Here is a 21,826-nt window from a genome sequence, read left to right as displayed (position 1 = left end):
GGCGGCGCACCTCGGAAGTTCACATCCAACGTGGCTGCACCTTCCATCTTGCGGTCGGCGTTCTCCCGATCGCGACGCTCGCGTTGGATCGATTTGCGGGAAGCCTCTGCCGCTGCCGCTTCCCTGCTCTTGAGCTCGAAATGAGGACGTCAGCCCGTCGCACCAGGTGATCGCTTCACATACTCATCGAGGACACCGAAATCCTTGCCGTCCCGCAGACCGGAAGCGCGAAGCATCTCGCGCGCACGTTCAGCCATTGCGGCGCTTTGCGAAAATCATCCGTGCCTTGAAGCGGGTTCCCGCGCTACTCCCCGCGTCCACCCCTTTCGAAGGTCCCAAGGTTACGCTCAATGGGGTGGTCGCACTCGATCCGGAACCGCCCGCATCCAACGCCGTTGCGAGAGGGCGGGTCAGCGGCACCAAGGAGCCATGGCGATGACGACGGAAGAGGCGACTGAGATCCTAGGCGTTCATGGCAGCATGCCCTGTACGGTTCAGTTCTGGGGGACGGATACGCCCGCCCGTAGCTTCGATACGCTGCATGATGGCCTTAGATTCATCGCCGATGTAGGCAAGGAGGAGCCGCTTCCGGACCTGCATATTCACGGCAACGATGGCGATATGGCCATCAACGGGCCAGACCTTGAGCAGCTGCTCGCTGTGTCCCGCGCTATGAGGTCGCCGCTCTAGAAGCTTGAGGTCTGGTCGCTACCGCCCTTGCCATCTGGTTCGGGAAGGATCGCCTCACCTCAGCTCCACCAAGGTTTTTCAAGAACAAATAACATAGCAAAAACAGCTGTTTACGAGAATCGCGAAATTCCTGCGTACCCCACGTCGTACCCCGCTGCTTACCCAAAAATGTGTTTCGGCGTGCAAGTTTGACCCCGTGAGGCGGGGGATCGGCGTCCAACTTTGGGTCTGACGCAATCTCGCTGACGTTTGGGATCATTGCGCGCCGATCAGACGCGCCTGGAGAAGATCGATCTTCCCGCGCCCGTACATCTGGCGTTTGACGAGCTCGAGACGGGTGATCTGGCCCTCGGTTTGACCGTTTGACCAAGTCGAGAGGATTGCCGCTCGCACTGCGGCCTCGTCTCGTTGAACGCCATTCGTCAATGAGGCGACGAGGCTTTGGGAGGCGCGCTCGATCCAGGAAGCCAAGGGCTCGGCCCGCCTCGCCCTGATCATGGCATGGAAGTTGGTGATGATCTCGCGGGTCTCGACCAAGGCCGGCACGCCGTTCTCGATTGCCGCGATCGTAACAGTTTCGGCCTTGGTGAGATTGTCGCGACCGGTGGTCATCAACCTCGCGATGGTCCGGGCCGATGGGACGCGCGCAAGGCTGCTTGCGTCCGTTTTCTCCGCGCGCCGTCGGCGTGTTGCCCATTCGGAGATGACCCTGAGGCTTCCCCGGAAGCCGCTCCTTCGCATTGTGCGCCAAAGGGCTGATGCATTACGGGCGCCTGCATCCCATTGGGCATCCAACCAGGGTAGATGCGCTTCCAGAGAACTCTGGCGAGGTCGGAAGACGTCGCTCCGCTCGCCGCGGACGATCCGCCTGACGGTCTGGCGGTGATGGCCCGTGCGCTTGACGATCTGCTTGATCGGCACGCCCTCCCGCCAGAGGGTGAGGACCGCTACGTTCGTCTCCTCGCGCCGCAGATATCCATCATATTGCAGCTTCTCCGCCGCCGTCAGGAGCGCGGGATTGACGACGGTGGCGCCGATAGCGCTGTGGATCTGGCGCATCGACTTGCGCACGGCGTCGAGGAAAGCGCGGCTGGCATTCTCCATCAGGTGCCAGCGGTCGGCAACCTGGGCGGCCTGCGGCAGGGCCCGCGCCACGGCCTCTCCGTAGCCCCCGCCACGGTCACGGGCGACTGTATGAACCAACTGCTGATGGCGGAGCCAGGCTTCCGATGTTGCCGGCTCCCGGTCGGAAAGCAGCACGACCGGCCGACGCCTCTCCAGGTCGCAAACGATCGTGCCGTAACGGTGATTGCGCCGCCATGCGAAGTCGTCAATGCCGATCACGCGCAGCGGCTCGCTCGGCACCCTGGCACGCTGCCGGACCACGCGCAGCAGCGTATCATTGCTGACCGGCAGCATTATCCTGGCGGCAAAACTCGCTCCGGGCCGGCCGCCCAACACGAGCCCCAGATGCTGGACGATATGATCGAGACGATCGGTCCGGCGCGCTCGCGGCGCAAGGACCCGGTCACCAAAGCGCTCCGCGAAGATCTGACGGCCGCACAGGACCGCATCGCAGCGAAATCGCCGGACGAGGACCTGGAGCTCGACGCGTCGGCCGCTGAGAGGCAGGTCCTTTGCTCGCCGGAAATACCGGCTTTGGATCCGTTGCGAGAACACCCCGCAGTCAGGACATGGACAGGCGCTGGTGGCGGACCGGGCTCGGACAACAACACGATCGCCTTCGATCGCGATACCGTCGACCATCAAACCTGTGGGAACCAGGCTGGCTGGTCGAAATCGCTTCTTCATCGCGCTGATTCCTTCTGGAAACCAGCATCAGAACAGCCCCTACCTGCAGCAGATTTGAGTCAGACCCAATATTGGACGCCGATCGAGGGGCAACTTTGCAGGCCGTTTGACATTCTCGTCCTCGAGCTGCTTCAGCCGGCGCATCTCAGCCGGCAGAAGCCCCTCGTACTTCTTCTTCCAATTGAAATAGGTCGCCTGGCTGATCCCGGCCCGCCGGCAGATCTCCGCCACCGGAATCCCGTCCACACCCTGCTTCAGGATGAACGCCTTCTCCTCCGACGAAGGGAAAGGCGACGACTGGCCGGCGCTCAGGCGCAAGATCGATGCTTGCGACATTCTGCTCATCGGCACCCCGATCTGGCTAGGCCAGCCATCGAGCGTCGCCAAGCGCGTTCTGGAGCGCATGGATGCCTTCCTCGACGAAGCGGACGATCAGAACCGAACGCCTGCTTATGGCGAGGTCGCTGCCATCGCCGTCGTGGGCAATGAGGATGGAGCCCATCACGTTTCTGCTGAAATCGCCCAGGCATTGTTCGATGTCGGGTTTACGATCGCGGCGGGCGGCCCGACCTATTGGGTCGGCGAGGCGATGGGCAGCGTGAACTTCATTGATCTCGACGAAATTCCTGAAACCACCGCCAAGACGAACCGAATGCTCGCGCGCAATGCAGCACATCTAGCCGGCTTGCTGAAGCGGCATGCCTATCCGGGCTATTGAGAGAACAGAACGCCAAGAAGCGCTGCCTCCGGCGAGACCGAATCCTACTCGACCAGCTTGGCACGCCTTTCCCGCCAAGCGGCAGAGGTCTGCGGTTTCACAAAGATCGAGACGATGTCCGAGCGGCGTTTCTTCAGCCTCGCTTCGATGCGCTCCACGCAATCCTCGATATCCCCCGTGGAGCGGTCATCTTTGAATTCGAGGCTCAGAGCCACGACGATCTGATCGGGCCCCAGATGAACCGTTGTCATGCCGTTGACACGCTCGACATCGGGATCACCCTCGACTGCAGCCCTGATCTCTTCCTGCACATGGGGCAGAGCGGCTTCTCCGATGAGTAGGGCCTTGCTTTCCCGTGCGAGAAGCATCGCGGTGGCAGCGAGAATGACGCCGATCAGGATCGAGGCCACGCCATCGAGCTCCGGCCGCTCGAAATAAGCCGCTGCCGTGATGCCGATGAATGCGATGAGTAAGCCGAGTAGCGCTGCGGTGTCTTCGAACAGCACCGTGAAGACGCTCGGATCCTTGCTTTGCCGGACGGCGGCGAAGTAGCTCAGCGAGCCCTTGGCAACCTTGAATTCCTTCAGCGCGACCCCCCAGGAATAGCCTTCGAACAAGGCCGAGAGGCCGAGCACGAAATAGTTCGCGGTCAGGTTCGTTGCTGGATGCGGCGTAATGACATGCGTCACGCCCTCGTACAGCGAAGCGCCGGCCCCAATCGCGAAAACCAGCAGCGCGACAATGAAGCTCCAGAAATAGAGTTCACGGCCATGCCCGAAGGGATGCGTGAGATCGGGTGGCCGAGCGGCCCGGTTCAAGCCATAGAGCAGAAGCGCGCCATTGCCCGTGTCGACCAGGGAGTGAACGCCCTCCGACAGCATCGCCGAGCTGCCTGTCCAAGCCGCGGCGATAAATTTCGTCACCGCGATCAGGAAATTCCCTGCCAGCGCCGCGTAGATGACTTTCCGTGATCCCGAATGCGCCGCCATGCCGCCCCCGCCTAGGCGCAACGAGCTGTCATGACGAGGGTTCCCGGCGCGGTTCGAGGACCCCAAATCGAGGATGGTCTCCCAACCCGCGCGCTTTGCATTGATCGGCAAACCATTCCTGTCTTGCAGCGAAGCTTCCGTGTCGCCCTCAGAAACCACAAGACTGAGCGGGAACTTAGAAACCTTCCACGTCGTTTTCACAGGACTATGCCATGGCGGGTTCACTCTGCCTGGTCTTCGTCCAACCGATCGCGCGTCGTTCCCAGCGCTTGGCATGCAGCCGCGATTTCGTCACGCGGATCAGCGGCTGGCTAGCCAATGAAGGATAAAGTTCGATGGCCCGCTCCCCCCGCGACGATGCTTCCGGTTCCAAAGCCAAGGTCGGCAATGGCGGCGAGCTACATCAAGCAGCTTCTGCAGCCGATGCGCGGATCACCACCAATCATGGTGTTCCCATCAGCGACAACCAAAATTCGCTGAAGGCCGGCGGTCGCGGTCCGACGCTGCTGGAAGACTTTATCCTCCGTGAGAAAATCCAGCATTTCGACCACGAGCGCATCCCTGAGCGCATCGTTCACGCCCGCGGCTCGGCCGCCCATGGCTTCTTCGAACTGACGGAATCACTCGGCGATTTCACCCGCGCGAAGGTGCTGACCGAGGTCGGCGTCAAGACCGAGGTCTTCACGCGCTTCTCGACGGTGGCCGGTGGAGCAGGCTCGGTCGACACGCCCCGCGACGTGCGTGGCTTCGCAGTGAAGTTCTACACGAAGGAAGGCAATTGGGACCTCGTCGGCAACAATATCCCGGTCTTCTTCATCCAGGACGCGATCAAGTTTCCCGACCTGATCCATGCCGTGAAGATGGAGGCCGATCGCGGCTACCCGCAGGCCGCCAGCGCCCATGATACCTTCTGGGACTTCATCGGACTGATGCCGGAAGCGACCCATATGATCATGTGGGCGATGTCGGACCGGACCATCCCACGTTCGCTTCGGATGATCGAAGGCTTCGGCGTCAACACCTTCCGCCTGCTGAACGACAAGGACGAGCCGACCTTCGTCAAGTTCCATTGGCGCCCAAAGCTCGGCACGCAATCGACATGCTGGGACGAGGCGGTGAAGATCGCCGGCGCCGATCCCGACTACCATCGCCGCGATCTGCATGAGGCCATCGCCAAGGGGGACTTCCCGGAATGGGAATTCGGCGTGCAACTGCTCAGCCAGGACGAAGCCGACGCGCTGCCTTTCGACATCCTCGACGCAACCAAGGTGATCCCGGAGGAGCTGGTGCCGATCCGCATGATCGGCCGCATGGTGCTGAACCGCAACCCGGACAATTTCTTCGCCGAGACTGAGCAGGCCGCGTTCCTGCCAACCAATATGCCGCCTGGCATCGATGTCTCGGAAGACCCGCTCCTGCAAGGCCGGCTGTTCTCCTACCAGGACACGCAGCTCTCGCGGCTCGGGACCGTGAACTTCCACCAGATCCCGATCAACAGAGCCAAGGGCTGCCCCTTCCAGAACCTGCAGCGCGACGGACATATGCAGACGCAAGTCTTCACCGGCCGCGCGAACTACGAACCGAACAGCCTTGCCGAGGCTGGCGAAGACGGAGGCCCGCGCGAGGACCCTGTCGGCGGCTTCCGGACGGCGGCGATCCCGGTCGAGGAGCATAAGGTGCGTTTGCGCGCGGAGAGTTTCGCTGACCACTACAGCCATGCGCGGCTGTTCTTCCGCTCGCAGAGTGAGATCGAGCAGGCCCACCTCGCGAGCGCACTCGTCTTCGAGCTGTCAAAGGTCACGCTGGAGCATGTCCGCAACCGCGTGATGTCGAACCTCGTCAATGTCGACGAGGCCTTGGCGCAGCGCGTTGCAGACGGACTCGCCATGCCTCTCCCGAAGGGTTCGAAGCCCGCAGCGATCCCGATGGACATGGAGCCATCGCCGGCACTCCGCATCGTCGGCAAGTACCCCGAGACCCTGAAGGGCCGGACTGTCGGCATACTTGTCTCTGATGGGGCGGACGGAGTCCGGATCACAGCCGTCAAGGCTGCCGTCGAAGGCGATGGCGGAGCCGTCAAGATCGTCGCGCCGAAGATCGGCGGGGTGAAGCTCAAGGATGGCAAGACTCTCAAGGCCGATGGCCAGCTCGCTGGCGCGCCCTCTGTGCTCTTCGACGCGATCGCGATCATTGTCTCGGAGGCCGGTTGCGCCGCGCTGCTGAAAGAGGGTGCGGCGATCGACTTTGCCAAGGACGCTTTCGGGCATCTCAAGGCGATCGGCTACAGTGCAGAGGCCAAGCCACTTCTCGACAAGGCCGGTGTAGTGCCAGACGACGGCGTGGTCGCGCTCGGCAATTCAGCGGCTGATTTCCTGCAGCCCGCGCGCACGCGCCAATGGGCCCGCGAGCCCAGTGTCCGCACTCTGGCCTGAACGGACAACAAGGCTGCCGTGTCCGCTCGGGATGAGATGGGTCTGCCGGTCGTGGCCAGCTTTGTGTGGGCAGTCTCACCGCAAGTGGAGGGGCGTTTTTGCAGCAAAGCTAGCTTCGCGCTGGGAACGCCAGAGAAGATCGCACAGCGAAGGCGCTGCCGCGAAATTGCCGGCCGTAATCTGGTCCGCGACGCTGGCCGCCGACCGGCGGGGCGGCTACGCAAAGGGCCGGCTTAGGTGAGGGGACCCGGCGAGGCCGAAGCGCCAGAGGCGGTCCAGGGCTCTCGAAATTCCGATTCTCGGGCCGCACACCAGCATCGGCGGGCTGCTCCTATCGATCAGAAGAAATGGCGGCTCCGATAGGCTCAGTCCATTGTGGCTGGCATTGACGCCGAGGGCTTGCGCAAGCCGCCCGGGACCCGAGCAAAGGTTTTTTGGGCCGCCGCGGCGATCCGCCATCCGATCGATTCCTCGCTCCGGAGCGAGCGCGCGAATGAGAACCGCGCCTCCGTCGACCGCGACGGCGTTGAGGCACCAATGCAGGCCATAGGACCGGTAGACGTAGGCGTGAAGAGACGCGCCGAACATGGCCGCGTTGGTAAGAGTGGGCCCTCGGAAGCTGTGCGAAGCCGGATCGTCGCGCGTGTAGGCCTCGGTCTCCACGATCGTTCCACCCACGCCGTCGACCAGCAATGCGACCCCGATAAGCCGCTGTGCGAGGGCAGGGGCATCGAGTTCCGTCATGGCAGAGGCTGGGCGTGGTTTCGTGACATGGAGGCAAGCGTTCGCGCCGCCGCAGTAGAAAATCCCGGGTCCTGGAAATTGCTCGGGCCGATCCGGCTAGCGAGAAGCCGTGGAGATCGTCACCAGCGTAGCAGACCTCGGCCGCAGATACACGTGTCTTCTGATACCCGAAGAGGAGGACCGGCGCTCCCGCGTTTCCGGCGGCGTCTATCACTCCGTCTCTGGCGGATAGGCCTCCGCCCGTTTCCGTGCCTCGCGTTAAACCTCTGGAACGCAGATGCCTAACCAACGTTGAGTTGCCGGCGCACGGATCAATTGGGAGGCAATCATGACGCTTGGCGAGATCATGGTCCTGCGCAAGGCGATGGGCATGTCTCGGAGTCAGCTGGCCGAGGAGCTGGGCATTCCACCCCCAGATTGGCAAGCCGTCGAATGCGGGAGAGCCGAGCTGCAAAGGATCCACATCTTGGCCATCGAGCGTCTCAGCCTAAGGTTCGCCGCTTCCACGGGATCGACCGAGGCCATCCCGGCTGACGTAAGGGACGATGCCTGTGCGGTCATCCGGAGGGAACTCGATGACGAGAACTTCCGAAAACTATTTCTCAGTGATCTCGAGCGGTAGCGGTTGCGCGGGGGGAGCGGGTCTCCCCCGAGGGATCATGGACACCGTCGGCCATACAGATATCAAGCACGCCGAGCTCTACTCGCGCGAAGCGAAATAGGCGCTCTTGGCGAGCCGGCATGGGTAAGGTTGTGAAGTTCGTCAAAAGGCCGAAAAAGGTGGCTGAATACCGGTGGGCGAACCATGCCGGCAACCCGGCCGGGAATCCTTTGAAATCAATCAATCCGCCGTCCTCGGCTGATAGCCAATATTTGAGAGCGATAGTGCTGGCGAGCTAGCTGCCCACTCGGAGCGTCTGGTAACGCGGACTGATCGGTCCATTCTGGCAGCGAGGGCGGGGCGATGAGCTTGAACTTGCGCTCGCCACCGCCGAGAAGCACCGCAACCGATCCGGCATCGTCCAGGGCGGTGTGATCTGCGCATTGGCCGATCGTGCGCTGGGAACGGCGTCGCGTGCACTCACCGGCAATCGGCCACAGGTCACGATCAAGCTCGACATGACCTTTCTCGACCGCATCGAGATCGGTGACCTGATCGTGGCCCGGCCCAGAATCCTTAGGCCATCGCCGAGCCTCAGCTTCGGCGAAGTGGGATTGTTTGCCGCCGACAGGCTCTGTGCCAGCGCGACAGGCGTCTTCCGACTGCATTAAACGCAGCATGCGGGCGGCAGTGCGGGGCGGAATCTTAGAACTGCTGGAACGCCGCCATCCGAGTCTGAAGCTCGACAAGCCCAGCTTCACGGCCCCGTTTCTCGCGCGCGTCTTCAAAGACGGCTACAGCTCACCAAGTCTCCGCGGCATTGCCGAAACAGGTACCAATGGCGCGATCCACTTTCGCCTGACATCCTCCGGTCGAAAGTTCTGGACCGACTCAGGTCTGATCGGATCGCTTGGCTAAACGCAGCCCAGCTCCGCCACCGTTCTCAGGGATAAACTCTATCCCTGCCTTCTCGAAGGCTCGCGTAATTGCGTCGAGGTTATTTCGGTGAGGCGTTCGGAGGCCGCGTTCAAAATCGACGACGGTTGTTCGAGATACTTTGGCCGCATCTGCCAAATCTCCTTGGCTCCATCCAAGCATGGCTCTCGCCGCCCGACATTGCGCGAGGGAAATCAAAATCATTCTGAATGTCGTTCTTTTTGGTTGACAGTGGTCAAAAACAACGGCTTTATGCTCGTGTCGGCTGATGCTGGCGGCGGTTGCGCGAGCGACTTCGCATGACACTACCTCACGACGTTGTTCGGAAGCCGCTTTCCGGCTGATTCCGACAATACCACGACTTTGTCTTCCGTCACCCTTGGGCGGGAGAATGGATGACGTCCATGCCCCGTCCTACGCATTTCGAGTCGACAGGCACAGCGACATTGGCGGACCCGGCCTTGGCGTTGTCATTGGCATGGACCGAGGCTCACGCCGTAACGGCCGAGCGGTGTTTGAAGCAGCAGCGGCTCGAGATCGCACTGTTGGAGCGAGGGCCTTCTTCGGAGTGCGTCGACGGAAAACCTGCGAGCAGGGCAGGGGGCCGCGATGGCCTGAGCCGGGCCTACTCCAAAGCAAAGGCCGCCGAGACGCTGGCTGCCGAGCACCAACAAGAGCTCCTGGAGCGCCTAGCCCGGACGCCCGCTAGCTCGCTGGCTGGGATCGCCGCGAAGCTCTCCGTCATCGCGATCGAAGCGGAGGACAATACGGACCTGGCGGATTTTCCAGTATCGCACGTCCGGTCCGCTCTGGAGGATCTCCGGCGTTTGATGGGCCGGACGATCGCCGATTCATGCCCGGCTCCGAAGAGCGACCGCGAAGACGTCGGCGGGACCGACCTTTGCCGGGCGCAAGGTCAAGTCATCCAACGGGAGAGGTGAAATGGCAGCACGGGCTGTGAAAGGGATCGGGCTGTTCGGGATCGCGGCTGCCTTGCTGTTGATCTCGAACGCAAGCAGCGCGTTTGCCGAAACGACCAAGGAACGAATCCTGCGCGAGGGTAGGATCGTCGTCGGTATCCATAACCGCTCGCCTTGGGGCTTTCGCGACGAGAAGACAGGCGAACCCACCGGATGGCACCCCGACATTCTCAAAGCTGCCTTCGCCGATCTCGGCGTGAAGAACCTCGAGTTCCAGGTGACCGAGTTCGGAGCGCTCATTCCGGGCCTTCTGGCGGGCCGTTTCGACGCCGTCGCATCGGGTCTCTCGATCACCCCTGACCGCTGCAAGCAGGTCGCCTTCGGTGCGCCGGATCTCCAGGCCCCGGATGCGGCCATCGTCCTGGCTGGCAATCCAAAGAAGATCCATGGCTATGCCGATATCGCCGCTCGCGAAGACATCGTCATGGGAGCCGGTCGCGGCAGCGTCGTCACCACCAACGCCGGGGCGGCGGGCGTGCCCAACAGCCGGATGCTGCTGTTTCCGGACATCGAATCCAACCTCTCCGCGCTACGCGCCGGCCGGATCGACACAGCACTCATGGCATCGCCGACGGTCATCGGTCTTCTGGCCGGCAAGGGCGCGGACGGCCTCGAACGCGTCGCGCCATTTGACGTAGGCAAGGCACATACCAATTTCGCGGCGATCGCCTTCCGAAAGCAGGATGTCGATCTGCGCGCCGTCTACGACGAGCAACTGGCCAAGCTGAAAGGCACCCAGGCCTTCGCCTCGATCATGAAGAAATACGGCTTCGGCGAGCAGGAAGCCGTTCCGCCGGGCATCGCCACCGCCGACCTCTGCAACCGGAGGCAATAGGGATGCCGATGAGCCTCTTCGACATCTGGCTGGGCATTCTGCAAGGGCTCGGCACAACGGCGGCGGTTACCGCCTATGGCCTTGTCTTTGCCGTTCCCTTCGCGCTCGTGTTCGGCGTCGCCCAATATCTCACGCAGGGCATCACCCGTCTGCTGGTGACCGGCGTTATCGAATTCTGGCGCAGCTCCGCCGTCATCATCCTGCTGTTCGTCTTCTATTACGCGCTGCCTGTCGTCGGGATCACCTTGTCGGCCCTCACGGTGAGCGCCATGGTTCTCGGTCTGAACGCCGGCGGCTACGCCAGTCAGGCGGTGCGGGCCGGTCTGCAGGCGATTCCGACCGGGCAGAAGGAGGCCGGTGCGGCCCTTGGTTTGTCGCGCCCGGCGATCCTCCTCTTGATTGAGCTGCCACAGGCGCTGATCGCGATGAGCCCGACCTTCGTCAACACGCTCATCCAGTTGGTGAAGGCAACAGCGCTGGTCTCGCTCGTGACACTGACCGACATGACGTTCCGCGCCAAGGAAATCGCGCAGGCCGAATACAATCCCGTCGCGATCTACACCGCGCTGCTCCTTGCCTTCTTTGTTGTTTGCTACCCGATCGCCCTGGCCGGACGCTGGCTGGAGGCGCGTGTCGCCGCACCCGGGAGCCGCTCCGGTGGGATTTGATCTGGCCTTCGCCTTGTCCAGCGTGCCGACAATTCTTGGCGCGGTCGGGATAACCCTATGCGTGGCGCTCTTAAGCTGCATCGGTGCCGCCGCAATCGGCTTTCTCTTCGAGATGGTGCGACGCGGCGGTGGCGTCGCCGGCCTCACGACCGGTTTCGTGATCGACTTCATCCGGTCGACACCTGTGTTGGCCTGGCTCTATTTTCTCTACTTCGTCCTGCCATTCTACGGCATTCGCCTCGGCTCGATGACAGTCGGCGTCATGGGCCTCAGCCTCTATTACAGCGGCTATCTGGCCGAGGTCTTCAAGGCGGGGATCGACGCCATTCCGAAAGGCCAGTCGGAGGCGGCCCGGGCGCTGTCCCTCAGTCGGCGCGATGCGGTCATCTACGTGATCGCGCCACAGATGTTGCGCAATATCGTGGCCCCGCTCGGCAATTATTTCGTCTCGATCCTCAAGGCGACGCCCTATCTGGCAGTGCTGGCGGTTCCCGAAATGCTGGGACGCGCCTTCGATATTGCCTCGGAAACCTATCGCTACACCGAGCCGCTGGTCGTTGCGGGTCTCATCTTCCTGGTGCTCGCATTGGTCATTTCCCATGGCGTCAAGCGCCTCGAACGGCGCCTGCTTGCAGTCGGCGCGCGATGACTTACCGCAAGCCGGATCGGAACATGAGCGCGGAATTGGATGCTATCGTCGATATCCAGGGCCTCAACAAATGGTTCGGCGCGCTGCACGTGCTGAACGACATTGACCTTGCTGTCGCAAGCGGCGCGCGCGTCGTGGTGTGCGGACCGTCGGGTTCGGGCAAATCGACCCTCATCCGCTGCATCAACGGGTTGGGGAGCTATCAGAAAGGCACGCTGCGTCTGGCCGGAACGACGCTTGGCGTCAATGCCAGGGAGACGGCCGCCGCGCGCCGCCTGACCGGCATGGTATTCCAGAGCTTCAACCTGTTTCCACATCTGACGGTGCTGTCCAACTGCACGCTGGCGCTGCGGCGCGTCGCGGGCCGCAGCCGCGGCGAGGCGGAAGACATCGCCATGGCTCATTTAGAAAAGGTCAGGATACCGGACAAGGCCATGTCCTATCCCGGGCAGCTCTCCGGTGGACAGCAGCAGCGCGTGGCGATTGCCCGCGCACTCTGCCTCAACCCGCGCATCATGCTTTTCGACGAGCCGACCTCGGCGCTCGATCCGGAGATGATCAAGGAGGTGCTCGACGTCATGGTCGCGCTGGCCGGTGACGGCATGACGATGATCTGCGTCACCCACGAGATGGGTTTCGCCCGCGAAGTCGCCGATCAGGTCGTCTTCATGGATCAAGGATGCATCATCGATCGCGCATCCGCGCGCGACTTCTTCGGCATGTCGGGCCACCCCCGCTCACGACTTTTCCTCGAAACGATCCTGAAGCACTGAGAGAACGTCGATGACGGGTTACACGCAGGTTTGGACGCCGCTCGACTTCGAGGCGAATGGAAAGCAATGCGACTGGCTGCGTGTGCCCCATTCGACGGATTTGTCGGGATATGGCGTGGTGCCGATCCCCATCGTGTGCATCCGGAACGGAGCGGGTCCCACGGCCCTGCTCATGGCTGGCAGTCATGGCGACGAATATGAGGGGCAGATCGCGCTCGCCGCGCTGGCGCGTCAAATCGATCCGGCCGATGTGAGGGGCCGGATCATTATCCTGCCCGCGCTCAACACCCCTGCCGTCGAGGCCGGCCGGCGCGTCTCGCCGCTGGACGCGGGCAACCTCAACCGCTCCTTTCCAGGCGATTCCGTTGGCGGCCCAACGGCCATGATCGCGCATTACGTCGCCACCGTGCTCCTCCCCATGGCGGAGCTTGCGATCGACCTTCACGCCGGCGGACGCTCATGCGACTACGTGCCATGCGCCCTGATCAGAAGCGGTGGAAGCGAGAAGGAGCAACGGGAGCTTGCCGACCTTGCGGTTTCGTTCGGCGCTCCGATCACCTCTATCAGCGACGGCTCCGGCGGCGGCGGCAGGACCACATTCTCGGCCGCCGGGCAGAGGATGGGGGTGCCGGTGCTCACCGCCGAACTTGGCGGTGGCGCCGCGCTGTCGAGGGCCGGCCTGGCGATCGCGGAGCAAGGACTGCGCCGCGTTCTGCAACGCTATGGCCTGTTGTCCGGCACGAGCGCCGATCCTGGCTCGCCAACGCGATTCATGCGAGTTCGGGGCAGGGGGGCCTTTGTCTACGCCATGCGCAAGGGGCTGTTTGAACCGGCAGCGGAACTGGGCGCTGACGTCCAGGCCGGCCAGCTTGCCGGTGTCATCCATGCCATCGATCGGCCGTGGCAGGAGCCGGAGCCCGTCTCCTTCACCGAGAGCGGGATGGTTGCCTGTCGGCGTGCTCCGATGCTGACCGAGGCCGGCGATTGCCTTTACAAGCTCCTCATCGACATTGACCCGGGCTGATCGCCGCAAAGGCGCTCGACCGGAGCCATCATGATCCGCTGGCGACCGATACGCCCTTCGACGACCCGTCCGGTGGGAGTCAAGCCACAGGCCAGGTTCAAGTTGAAGGCGGCGAGGTTGGCGACGTTCACGCTCGACATGACATGTGTGACGGCCGGCCGTTCCCGTGCGATCCATTGCGCGGCGAGGCGGATGGCCGCCTTGCCATAGCCACGACCCTGGAGGCGCGTGTCGATCCGCAGATTGTTCAGCGTCATGCAACCTTTCTCCGCCCAGATGGGCAGAGCGGCTTCTTCCCGCGCGACGATGAAGCCCACGACTCTGCCGCCATCGCAAAGTGCAAAAGGAATCTGGCGCGGCGGCGAGGCTCGCAGCTGGTCGAAGACGTCGCCGATAGGCCCGCCGGAATAGGGTTCCTTGTCTGGATCGATGGCGATGCCGGCGACGGCAGCCTCATCGTCAAGACCGAGCTCACGCAACGAGACCGCCATTTTGATCCCCTCCGAACCGTCAAATCGGTGATCAGTCTTGCGCGCATTGTTCCAGCTCAGCCTGACGGAATCCGGAGATGGACTTGACGTGCTGCCAATCGGGGCCGAAGTCGCATCTGGCTGGCGGATCGTGCAGATGACATTATGGCCGATGTCCAGGAAAACTCTGGCTCCGGAAACCGATCACGCGCTCCGTAACTCTTCCAGCTCTCAGGGACAGCATGCCCAGCTGCCGGGTCAGCCCGTCGTCGCGGCTTCCGCGAGTATCGGCTCCCGAATGCCATAGGCTCGGCGGGTGCTTGCGATCGCTTCCGGTGTGACGTCGATCAGCAGCGCGATGATGTCGCCGTCTTGGTGCTGCAGGATATCGCCCAATTCTAAAATGCTCCACCCGAAGGCCCGCAGACGCTTCGGCCAGAATGATTCACATACGACGCTGATCTGCCGGATGCCGAGTTTGTGAGCGACCTCCAGCACGCCGCATAGGACGATGCCGGCAATCGGAGACGATCTGCCGCGGCTGCGCAGGGCGGGGCTGACGAAGAAGCGCGTCCATTCGAAGATGTCTGGCGCCCGCGGCGCCCCGGCGGGCGCGAGCCCAGGAAACACATCGCCGAGCAGGTGGGGCTGCAGCGTCGGTACAAGCCGCGACCCGCCGACGATCTTGCCGACGCTGTCGAGCGCCAGCAAATAGACGGCATGCTCGGTGTCGAATGCATCCATCTCTATATTGATGGGTCGCGCCAACGCATGCCATTGCCGCCGTTTGACATAAATATCGTAGCGGATGCGAAAATATCGCTCCAGCTCACGTCTGTATTGCCGTCTGTTGTTCCAGGTGACAACGTGAATTGCAGCCATTATCCCTCCCGACGATACAGGAACCGGGTAGGTCGGCGGCGCTGGAAAATTTATGCCAGAATTCCGGTATTGCTAGATCTGAATTTCGTACCTGCGCAACGCCTTTACGATGGCGTGGGCGACGTTGATCGCGTCGAGCTTTTCGCGAATGTTGCGTTGGTGACTCTCGACTGTGTTGGTCGATATCCCAAGAATACTGGATATGTCATCCGTCGTTTTGCCTTGCGCGCTCCACTGCAACAGTTCGCGCTCCCGCGGCGTCAAGGGCGAACCCTCCTCGTTATCCGATTTGCTCTTCAAGCCCACTTTGCGAAACATGTGGACGCAAAGTGCTTCGATCAGAGGCATCGCGCTGGGTGGTACCTCGACGCGGTCACTGCCTGCCGTCACCACGGCTGGGCCGGCAAGCGGGACATGGATCGGAACACAAATTCCATCTTTCATACCGAATTCAGCGGCCTCATCCATGACGAGACGGCCTCGCGGCGTCAAACCGCCCCTGGGCAATTGATGCCAGAGGAATGGCTGCGCCGCGAGGCGGCAGTGAGCGGCGCAAGGGTCGTGAAGGAAGTGGCCGGCGGACTTGTAACGAGCGAACCACTCACTCCTCCATCCATCATGCAGGATCGCACGATGCCACTGCCTGTCGTGAGGGACCGGCAACCTGGCGATCAAGAAACTGTGTAGGCCGTAGCGCCGGAGAAGCCCCTGAAATATTTCGACGGCGCGTTCAGATGAATGGGCGGCGTCGATCTCGGTTATCGCCGCGAAAAGCTCCAAAACGGTCGCGTTCTTCATCGATAGACCTCGGCAGGTCTTGCAATGTCTGCTTCAACCTAAGCGTGTTTTGCGATTGGCCTCAATGCCGTGGACGCCGATTGTCCAATGTAGGAGTCAAGCCGGCTCACGATCTTTGGCCGTCATACAGCGGACCGGAGACTGAAGATCAGTCCGTCGCAGGTGAGGTCGACCGCTTGGCTGAACGTCCAGCGCGTCTCTCCGGCGCTTTTGCGGTGATCAGATCCTGAGGTTCGACGCCCAACGCTTTCGCCAGGATTTCCAACGTGTCCAGAGTAGCGTTACGCCGTCCGGCTTCCACGCTGCTGATATAGGCCCGCGTGCGCCCCGAGACGAAAGACAACTGCTCCTGCGAGAGCTTTCTTTCCCTTCGGAGGCGCTGCACGTTCAGACCAAACACGGCGCGAAGTTTCATCCCTGAAAGGTGCGGTGACGCACACTATGGTGCGACACACTCTAGTGAACATTCCGCGTTGACAGAGAGGTAGGCGCCTGTTTGAACCGGTTGGCGACCGAACGATCCTTTACAGAGGAATTGCGATGGCCAGCCAACCTGTTAGCGCGCTCCCAATAGGCGGCTCGGACCCTGCAACCAGCCATCGATACGAGCTGGAGAACAGGCCTCCGAAGGATCACGCAGTACCTGGCTGTGCGAACATCATCGCGCTTAGCTGCATCCGCTGCGGCGCCTGCTATTCCGCCAGCACCGAGATCGATTCGAGGGGCTGTCCGGCTTGCCGCGAGGCTGCGCCGGTCAATCTCAAACCCGTCTACGCTTCGCCCGTCGATCCGCTGTCGATCGCCCCAAACGCGCCGCGATCAATGTGGCGCTATGCCCATGCGCTGCCATGCTCGCTCGACGATGCCGTGTCGCTCGGAGAGGGGCAAACGCCTTTGATCGAGGCCGCCCGGATCGGTCGAGCAGTTGGAGTTCCGAACCTGTTCATCAAGGACGAGGGCCGAAACCCGACCTGGTCGCATAAGGACAGGTTCTCGACGGTTGCGGTGTCGGTGGCGCGCGCTCAAGGTTCAACGGTGGTGGCGACGGCCTCATCCGGCAATGCTGGAGCCTCGCTGGCCGCCTACGCTGCCCGCGCTGGGCTTGGCTGTGTTGTCGCGACGTTCGGCGGGGCGGCCAATGCCATGCTGGCTCAGATCAGGAAATGCGGTGCAACCGTTCTGCCGCTCGCCAACAAGATGGATCGTTGGACCCTGCTTGCCGAAGCCGCGACACGCCATGGCTGGTTCATCGCATCGCCCTATCATGCGCCCGTTGTTGGCAGTCACGCCCTCGGCATCGAGGGCTACAAGACCATCGCTTATGAAATCGTCGAGCAGTCGGGTGGCATCGCCCCCGACTGGTGTGTTTTGCCGGTGTGCTATGGCGACGCGCTGTTTGGTGTCTGGACGGGATTTCAGGAACTGTTTGCGCAAGGCGCGATCTCCAGACTGCCCAGGATGGTGGCGGCCGAAGTGCATGGATCGCTGGCGCAAGCGCTCGCCACCGGTAGCGACAGGCTTGAAGAACGCAGCCCAGCATTCGAAAGCCTTGCTGTTTCGATCGGAGCGGCACGCAGCACTTACCAGGCCCTGAAAGCCTTGCGCGAGTCCTCCGGCCGTGCCGTACCGGTGAACAATGACGGGCTTGTGGACATGCAGGAGCGCCTCGCCCAGGATGAGGGGATTTTCGCCGAACTGGCCTCGGTCACACCGCTTCTTGCGATTGCGCGATTGCGTGAAGAAGGTGTCATAGCCCCGGATGATCATGTGGTAGCAGTTGCCACCGCCAGTGGGTTGAAGGATCTGGATCGATCGTGCCAACCGGGAGATGAAACGATCTTTCGATCGACGGGCGAAGCCTGGGATTGGCTTGGCCACAATGGCGCCACGCTGGTGGCTAGGCAAAGGTAGACGGCTCCCGATTAGTGCGGGCGTCCTTCATTCCCAGATACATCATGAACGATCTGGTCGAGGCTGCGTCTTGCCCACTCGAACCGCGTCCAGTCTGCCTCGGACCCGGGCTCGATGATCGTCAGCTCACGGGGCTCGGAAGGCGGCGAGCTAGGCCAGCCCGGTAACGAGCCGAGCCACGCGTCATCGAAGACCGTCTCCGCGTATCGGTGGCCCTCATCCGCCATGATGACCGCGACCCGGGCTCCGGGGCGGGTGCTCGCAACCCACCTGCCAACGAGGGCCGCAGCTCCGCTGGTCGGCCCCTGAAAGATGCCATGCTCACGCAACAGGCGGCGAGACTCGCTGAATGCCGGATATGCCCCGACCCAGTGGACTTCATCGATGAGGTCGTGCCGGAGATTGCCTGGCAAGATGCTGTTGCCGAGACCGCGCAACAACCGCTTGCCGGCAGGTTGTCCAAAGAGGATGCTTCGGTGAGTGTCGACCGCAATGACAATGAGATGCGGAAAGACCTCGCGCAGAAACATTCCCGTCCCGCACAGCGAACCGCCGCTGCCGACACAGCCAACAAGACAATCGATCTCGCCGACCGTTTGCACAAGCTGTTCGGCCAGCCGCGCATAGGCGAGCGAGTTCCCGAGATTGTCGTATTGCCTCGGCCAGAAGCAATCTGGTTCCTGGCGGCGAATGTGCTCGAGCCGCTGCAGACGCCTCGGCTGATCACCGTCGCCAGCGCGATCCTCCGTGATAATCATCTGCGCGCCCAACCCGTCGAGGCGCGCCCTGTACTGCGCGTCGACAAGGCTCGAGGCGGAGACCAGCGTGAGCCGATGCCCCCGCGCCGCCGACAGCAGCGCGAGCGCCATGCCGAATGTGCCGGATGTCGTCTCGACGATGCGCATCCCGGCCTCGAGTGCGCCATCGGCGACTGCGCGGTCCAGGATATAGCGCGCCGGCATGAGCTTCATCAGCGGGAAGGCTGCCGCGATCAGATTGGGAGCCAGCGCGGCCATGCGAGGCCTCTCGAGCGCGCGGAAATAGTCATCGTCCAAGGCTACCATTTCGCGCCGTCGTCGTTGATTTGGTGAAACTCGACGTCGCAGAAGCCGCATCTTTGCACCGATGCCGCGACGCTTTCCGCGCGCTGGCGCAAGTTCTTGCCGGTGTGGTCGAAGAGGATGCCGAGCAGTGAACCGCTATGCGCCACCTGGACGCCGCACGCGCCAGCGCCTTCCGCGATTTCGATGACCCGTTCCAGATACTGTTTGGGCAGATGCCGCTGGCTGAGCCGCGCGCTGGCGGTTGCCGCACGCCCAAGGCAGTTCGGATCCTGGTAGCGGACCGCATAGGCGATCAGTGCGCGCAGGACACGGAATTGCTGAATCTCGATACTATCGTAACGTGCTGGCGGCAGATGCAGCGTATCGATAGGTCGTGCTCCACTCGGCTTGAAGCCGACCAGCAACAGAGGTGGTAGTGCGCCGCCGAAATCCTCCAGGACGGTACCCTCTCGCTGCGCGAAGAGGACGGCGTGCCCATCGAAGGCGATGGCGTCGCTGGCTCGCTCCGCCGAGACCGCCAGTTTGCTGACACGAGAGGATTGCAGCTGGACATTGTGGGCTGCTGCCACAGCGCGAATGGCGGCGACAACGTCCGCGGTCGAGGAGCCGTAACCATGGCCGATTGGAATATTGCTCTCGATATTGAGGAAGCCTCCTTCGGCAACGTCCAGATGCTGCAGCGTCTTGCGGGCAGCCAAGCCTGCTTTCGCCTTGTCGCCCGGACGCACGGTGAGGTCGCGCGTAGCCGCACAGGTGAACGTCGCCTTCGATACCAATTTTGCGAGCGGGAGGGTGACCAGGCCGCGATGAAGTTGCCCGTTCCGATCTTCAAAGACCCCTTGAAGCAGCTCTCCATGGTGGCCGTTTGCAGCGCCGACACCGATCCCCGGCAGCGGATTGCCCATTGGTGCTGTTTCGGAGACTGCAGCCACGATCCGCTCCTAGCGATCGGCGTCCGGCGTAGTGATGGCTTCGGCGGTGCCAATCCGCCGTCATCAAATTCCGGCATTGACTGGCGCCGGCCGCCTGCGGCTTGGCCGTTAGGCGACCAAACCCAATGCTGTGCCGTCCCGCTTGCGGCTCGCCGGGCCGAGGCAAGGATGCCTGTATGCCGGCGCCATCCGATAGCGGTATTTGGGGACTACTGGCCACCTGGCACCTGAACCGGTGCTGGTCAGGCCCCTGGGAGGAGGGCAGTCTCCTTGGCAAATCGCCAACGGGAGACATTGCGAATGCGTCACTTGGCCAATGCCGTGGGAGCCAGGAGAGACTGCGATAACCGGCAGCGCGGCCAGCTGTGCTATCCTCCCCTGGCAATACGTATGTCGGCGGGTGTGAAGGGAGCACTCGATTATTGCGCTGAATTACACAATGAAAACAAAGATGTGCATCAAATCCGCAACAGATCCCTGAAACGCGCGCTCTCACGCCAAAGTTGTATTGCGGCTTTTTTGTGCCTCGGGCAGGGATAGTCAACTCCGCATCTGAGGGGTCGGTGGCGACCGGGATCTGGAGCTGCTATGCGGTGCTGCCTTGGTTGCCGATGCTGGGAATGGTGCCCGACCCGAAGCTACGGATGTGCCTTCGGGAGCGGACAAAACGGTAGCCACGATCCTGGGCGAGATCGTCTGGCTGATGAGCCAAAGCCCGGAATTCAAGCAATATCTGATCAGCGATCTGGAGTGGTTGGTGATGCCGCCGATCCTGCTGCGCCAGTTCCGGCTGTTCTATCATGAAGGTCGTCCGGCGGCAGTGGTGCTTTATGCCCGCGTCTCGCCTGAGGTGGACGCGCGACTCGAGGCAAGCGCCCCGACGCTGCGACCGGAGGACTGGAAGTCAGGTGATACCGTTAGGGCGATCAGGACAATAGCTCCATTCGGAGGCGCGGAAGAGTTTTACCGTGAATTCCTTAGTCATCGCCGATGAGAAGCTAAAAGAGAGTAATATAACTTCCGTCATATTGCTTGCTTGCCCGCTTAATGGCTCAGCATAGGGCGCGATAAAGCGAAGTATGTGTTCTTGTGAGGTGACGTATGTTCGTTAAATCAAAATGCGACCTCATGGAGATTAAAAGAATTGGGAATCTAATTCAGTATATATGTCAGCTCCAAATTATTGACGATCTCAGTGAGGCGCGCCGCTCCGATTTTGAACGAGGGGTGTCGCGCGATATGTTTTATGAGGCGAATTTGGTTATAATGCGGAGTGAAGTCGTCCTGTATTCTGGCATATCTGTACTCCTCATTCCAAAAATTACTAGGAGTGTTGCCAATACGATTATCTCAGATCAGGCATATGCTTCGTTTATGCATGATAAAAAACTTGATAACGGCAATGTATATCTCCAGGAATTGATCATTGGCAAAGAAATACCCGGAATCTCGACGAGTGATGCCTCTGACCTTTCGTACTTGAAGGGTCTTTATCCGAATCTCGTGGTTTAACCCAGTCTATCAAAGGTAGATGGCGCCATGTCTGAGACTTCTGCGGCCGCTGCGATAATGATTGCGGCTAGAGCTCTAATTCAAGATCGTACCGCTGTAATATCTCTTAGGGGCGTGATTACCACCGTAAGATTTTCCGACGGAAATGTGGCGGACGCTGAAGCTGCTCATAACGTCCTTGTTACGCTGGCGAATATCGCAACTGCAGAAAGTTTTAGATTCTATTTGGAGAATTCTGTACCGTCTACCGTAACAATTGTAATTACGACAGATCCAAACGGAGCCGAATCAGGTGGCAGATATATGTTTGGAGTAGGTATCGTAAATATTAATACAAATGATCCAAATATTAGACAGTATCAAACCACAGACGGTTCCTGGGTCCCTTTCACTCTTCAGCATGTCG

22 protein-coding genes and 3 pseudogenes are annotated in these 21,826 nt (G+C 61.5%); 13 read left to right on the top strand and 12 right to left on the bottom strand.

The annotated features are described in order from the left end of the window. The first annotated feature begins 435 nt into the window (after positions 1–435). Positions 436–690 carry a hypothetical protein gene (locus GY40_RS20685; RefSeq protein ID WP_133565031.1) on the top strand — a complete coding sequence of 85 codons (255 nt, stop codon included), beginning with the start codon at positions 436–438 and terminating at the stop codon, positions 688–690. 255 nt (positions 691–945) lie between these two features. On the opposite strand, the gene GY40_RS20680 is transcribed toward GY40_RS20685, so the two are convergent. Together GY40_RS20680 and GY40_RS20675 are read right to left on the bottom strand one after the other, a co-directional pair. Beyond that, on the bottom strand, positions 946–2,502 hold the full coding sequence (locus GY40_RS20680) for an ISL3 family transposase (protein ID WP_038366321.1): 1,557 nt from the start codon (positions 2,500–2,502) through the stop codon (positions 946–948). A 111-nt stretch (positions 2,503–2,613) separates the two neighbouring features. Beyond that, positions 2,614–2,838 (bottom strand): annotated as a pseudogene (locus GY40_RS20675) (transposase); the annotation flags it as partial. On the opposite strand from GY40_RS20675, the pseudogene GY40_RS20670 reads away from it, so the two are divergent. Further along, positions 2,774–3,220, top strand: a pseudogene (locus GY40_RS20670) (NAD(P)H-dependent oxidoreductase); the annotation flags it as partial. The pseudogenes GY40_RS20675 and GY40_RS20670 sit on opposite strands and share 65 nt — an antisense overlap. A gap of 44 nt (positions 3,221–3,264) precedes the next feature. Here the strand turns inward: GY40_RS20670 and GY40_RS20665 are convergent. After that, entirely contained in the window at positions 3,265–4,209 is a 945-nt protein-coding gene (locus tag GY40_RS20665) for a cation diffusion facilitator family transporter (protein WP_038366315.1), read from the bottom strand. Between the two features lie 335 nt (positions 4,210–4,544). Between GY40_RS20665 and GY40_RS20660 the strand changes: the two genes are divergently transcribed. After that, positions 4,545–6,641, top strand: a complete 2,097-nt coding sequence (locus GY40_RS20660) for a catalase (RefSeq protein ID WP_038366313.1) — start codon at positions 4,545–4,547, stop codon at positions 6,639–6,641. Positions 6,642–6,857: 216 nt separating this feature from the next. Here the strand turns inward: GY40_RS20660 and GY40_RS20655 are convergent, their stop codons facing one another. Further along, positions 6,858–7,385: a DNA-3-methyladenine glycosylase gene (locus GY40_RS20655; protein WP_038366311.1), complete on the bottom strand. Its 528-nt coding sequence runs from the start codon at positions 7,383–7,385 to the stop codon at positions 6,858–6,860. Positions 7,386–7,713: 328 nt separating this feature from the next. Between GY40_RS20655 and GY40_RS20650 the strand changes: the two genes are divergently transcribed. Both GY40_RS20650 and GY40_RS28025 read left to right on the top strand, forming a co-directional pair. Further along, on the top strand, positions 7,714–8,007 hold the full coding sequence (locus GY40_RS20650; RefSeq protein ID WP_038366308.1) for a helix-turn-helix domain-containing protein: 294 nt from the start codon (positions 7,714–7,716) through the stop codon (positions 8,005–8,007). Between the two features lie 10 nt (positions 8,008–8,017). Then, a pseudogene (locus tag GY40_RS28025) lies at positions 8,018–8,107 on the top strand (integrase); the annotation flags it as partial. 115 nt (positions 8,108–8,222) lie between these two features. Here the strand turns inward: GY40_RS28025 and GY40_RS28345 are convergent. Next, positions 8,223–8,747 carry a hypothetical protein gene (locus tag GY40_RS28345; protein WP_248311237.1) on the bottom strand — a complete coding sequence of 175 codons (525 nt, stop codon included), beginning with the start codon at positions 8,745–8,747 and terminating at the stop codon, positions 8,223–8,225. 130 nt (positions 8,748–8,877) lie between these two features. Continuing rightward, a complete protein-coding gene (locus tag GY40_RS27240; protein ID WP_038366305.1) occupies positions 8,878–9,126 on the bottom strand; it encodes a helix-turn-helix transcriptional regulator in 249 nt (82 codons plus the stop codon). A gap of 191 nt (positions 9,127–9,317) precedes the next feature. On the opposite strand from GY40_RS27240, the gene GY40_RS20635 reads away from it, so the two are divergent. Genes GY40_RS20635 through GY40_RS20610 form a run of 6 tightly spaced genes read left to right on the top strand, consistent with a single transcriptional unit; the run spans position 9,318 to position 13,851 of the window. Next, complete coding sequence (locus GY40_RS20635; RefSeq protein ID WP_051988350.1) at positions 9,318–9,863, top strand: hypothetical protein; 546 nt, start codon at positions 9,318–9,320, stop codon at positions 9,861–9,863. A 1-nt stretch (position 9,864) separates the two neighbouring features. Then, positions 9,865–10,737, top strand: a complete 873-nt coding sequence (gene ehuB / locus GY40_RS20630; protein WP_038366302.1) for an ectoine/hydroxyectoine ABC transporter substrate-binding protein EhuB — start codon at positions 9,865–9,867, stop codon at positions 10,735–10,737. A gap of 8 nt (positions 10,738–10,745) precedes the next feature. Continuing rightward, a complete protein-coding gene (locus GY40_RS20625) occupies positions 10,746–11,405 on the top strand; it encodes an amino acid ABC transporter permease (protein ID WP_038366546.1) in 660 nt (219 codons plus the stop codon). Continuing rightward, positions 11,368–12,054 carry an ectoine/hydroxyectoine ABC transporter permease subunit EhuD gene (gene ehuD, locus GY40_RS20620; protein WP_349236412.1) on the top strand — a complete coding sequence of 229 codons (687 nt, stop codon included), beginning with the start codon at positions 11,368–11,370 and terminating at the stop codon, positions 12,052–12,054. The genes GY40_RS20625 and ehuD overlap by 38 nt, the downstream gene beginning before the upstream one ends. Positions 12,055–12,077: 23 nt before the next feature. Beyond that, a complete protein-coding gene (locus GY40_RS20615; protein WP_038366543.1) occupies positions 12,078–12,827 on the top strand; it encodes an amino acid ABC transporter ATP-binding protein in 750 nt (249 codons plus the stop codon). Between the two features lie 10 nt (positions 12,828–12,837). Continuing rightward, on the top strand, positions 12,838–13,851 hold the full coding sequence (locus GY40_RS20610) for a succinylglutamate desuccinylase/aspartoacylase family protein (RefSeq protein WP_038366297.1): 1,014 nt from the start codon (positions 12,838–12,840) through the stop codon (positions 13,849–13,851). On the opposite strand, the gene GY40_RS20605 is transcribed toward GY40_RS20610, so the two are convergent. The 4 genes from GY40_RS20605 to GY40_RS27235 form a co-directional block, all read right to left on the bottom strand. Beyond that, complete coding sequence (locus GY40_RS20605) at positions 13,818–14,342, bottom strand: GNAT family N-acetyltransferase (protein WP_038366294.1); 525 nt, start codon at positions 14,340–14,342, stop codon at positions 13,818–13,820. The two genes, GY40_RS20610 and GY40_RS20605, sit on opposite strands and share 34 nt — an antisense overlap. A gap of 237 nt (positions 14,343–14,579) precedes the next feature. Further along, positions 14,580–15,203: an acyl-homoserine-lactone synthase gene (locus GY40_RS20600; RefSeq protein WP_038366292.1), complete on the bottom strand. Its 624-nt coding sequence runs from the start codon at positions 15,201–15,203 to the stop codon at positions 14,580–14,582. A gap of 72 nt (positions 15,204–15,275) precedes the next feature. Continuing rightward, positions 15,276–16,001 (bottom strand): LuxR family transcriptional regulator, encoded by a 726-nt coding sequence (locus GY40_RS20595; protein WP_038366289.1) that lies wholly within the window; start codon positions 15,999–16,001, stop codon positions 15,276–15,278. Positions 16,002–16,149: 148 nt separating this feature from the next. Continuing rightward, positions 16,150–16,416 (bottom strand): helix-turn-helix domain-containing protein, encoded by a 267-nt coding sequence (locus GY40_RS27235; RefSeq protein ID WP_081925570.1) that lies wholly within the window; start codon positions 16,414–16,416, stop codon positions 16,150–16,152. A gap of 125 nt (positions 16,417–16,541) precedes the next feature. Here GY40_RS27235 and GY40_RS20590 point away from each other — a divergent pair, with 125 nt between their 5' ends. After that, the gene (locus tag GY40_RS20590; protein ID WP_081925569.1) at positions 16,542–17,912 is read left to right on the top strand and encodes a threonine synthase; all 1,371 of its coding nucleotides are present in this window, start codon (positions 16,542–16,544) and stop codon (positions 17,910–17,912) included. Between the two features lie 11 nt (positions 17,913–17,923). On the opposite strand, the gene GY40_RS20585 is transcribed toward GY40_RS20590, so the two are convergent. Both GY40_RS20585 and GY40_RS20580 read right to left on the bottom strand, forming a co-directional pair. After that, complete coding sequence (locus GY40_RS20585) at positions 17,924–18,928, bottom strand: PLP-dependent cysteine synthase family protein (RefSeq protein ID WP_248311236.1); 1,005 nt, start codon at positions 18,926–18,928, stop codon at positions 17,924–17,926. 41 nt (positions 18,929–18,969) lie between these two features. Beyond that, entirely contained in the window at positions 18,970–19,908 is a 939-nt protein-coding gene (locus GY40_RS20580; protein WP_038366283.1) for a GHMP family kinase ATP-binding protein, read from the bottom strand. Between the two features lie 601 nt (positions 19,909–20,509). Between GY40_RS20580 and GY40_RS20575 the strand changes: the two genes are divergently transcribed. Beyond that, a complete protein-coding gene (locus GY40_RS20575) occupies positions 20,510–20,902 on the top strand; it encodes a toxin-activating lysine-acyltransferase (protein ID WP_156116023.1) in 393 nt (130 codons plus the stop codon). The last annotated feature ends 924 nt before the right edge of the window (positions 20,903–21,826 follow it).

Source organism: Allobosea sp. UNC402CLCol, from assembly GCF_000745475.1.
GTDB classification, from domain to species: Bacteria; Pseudomonadota; Alphaproteobacteria; order Rhizobiales; family Beijerinckiaceae; genus Allobosea; species Allobosea spartocytisi.
This window is presented reverse-complemented; position numbering and strand designations above follow the sequence as displayed.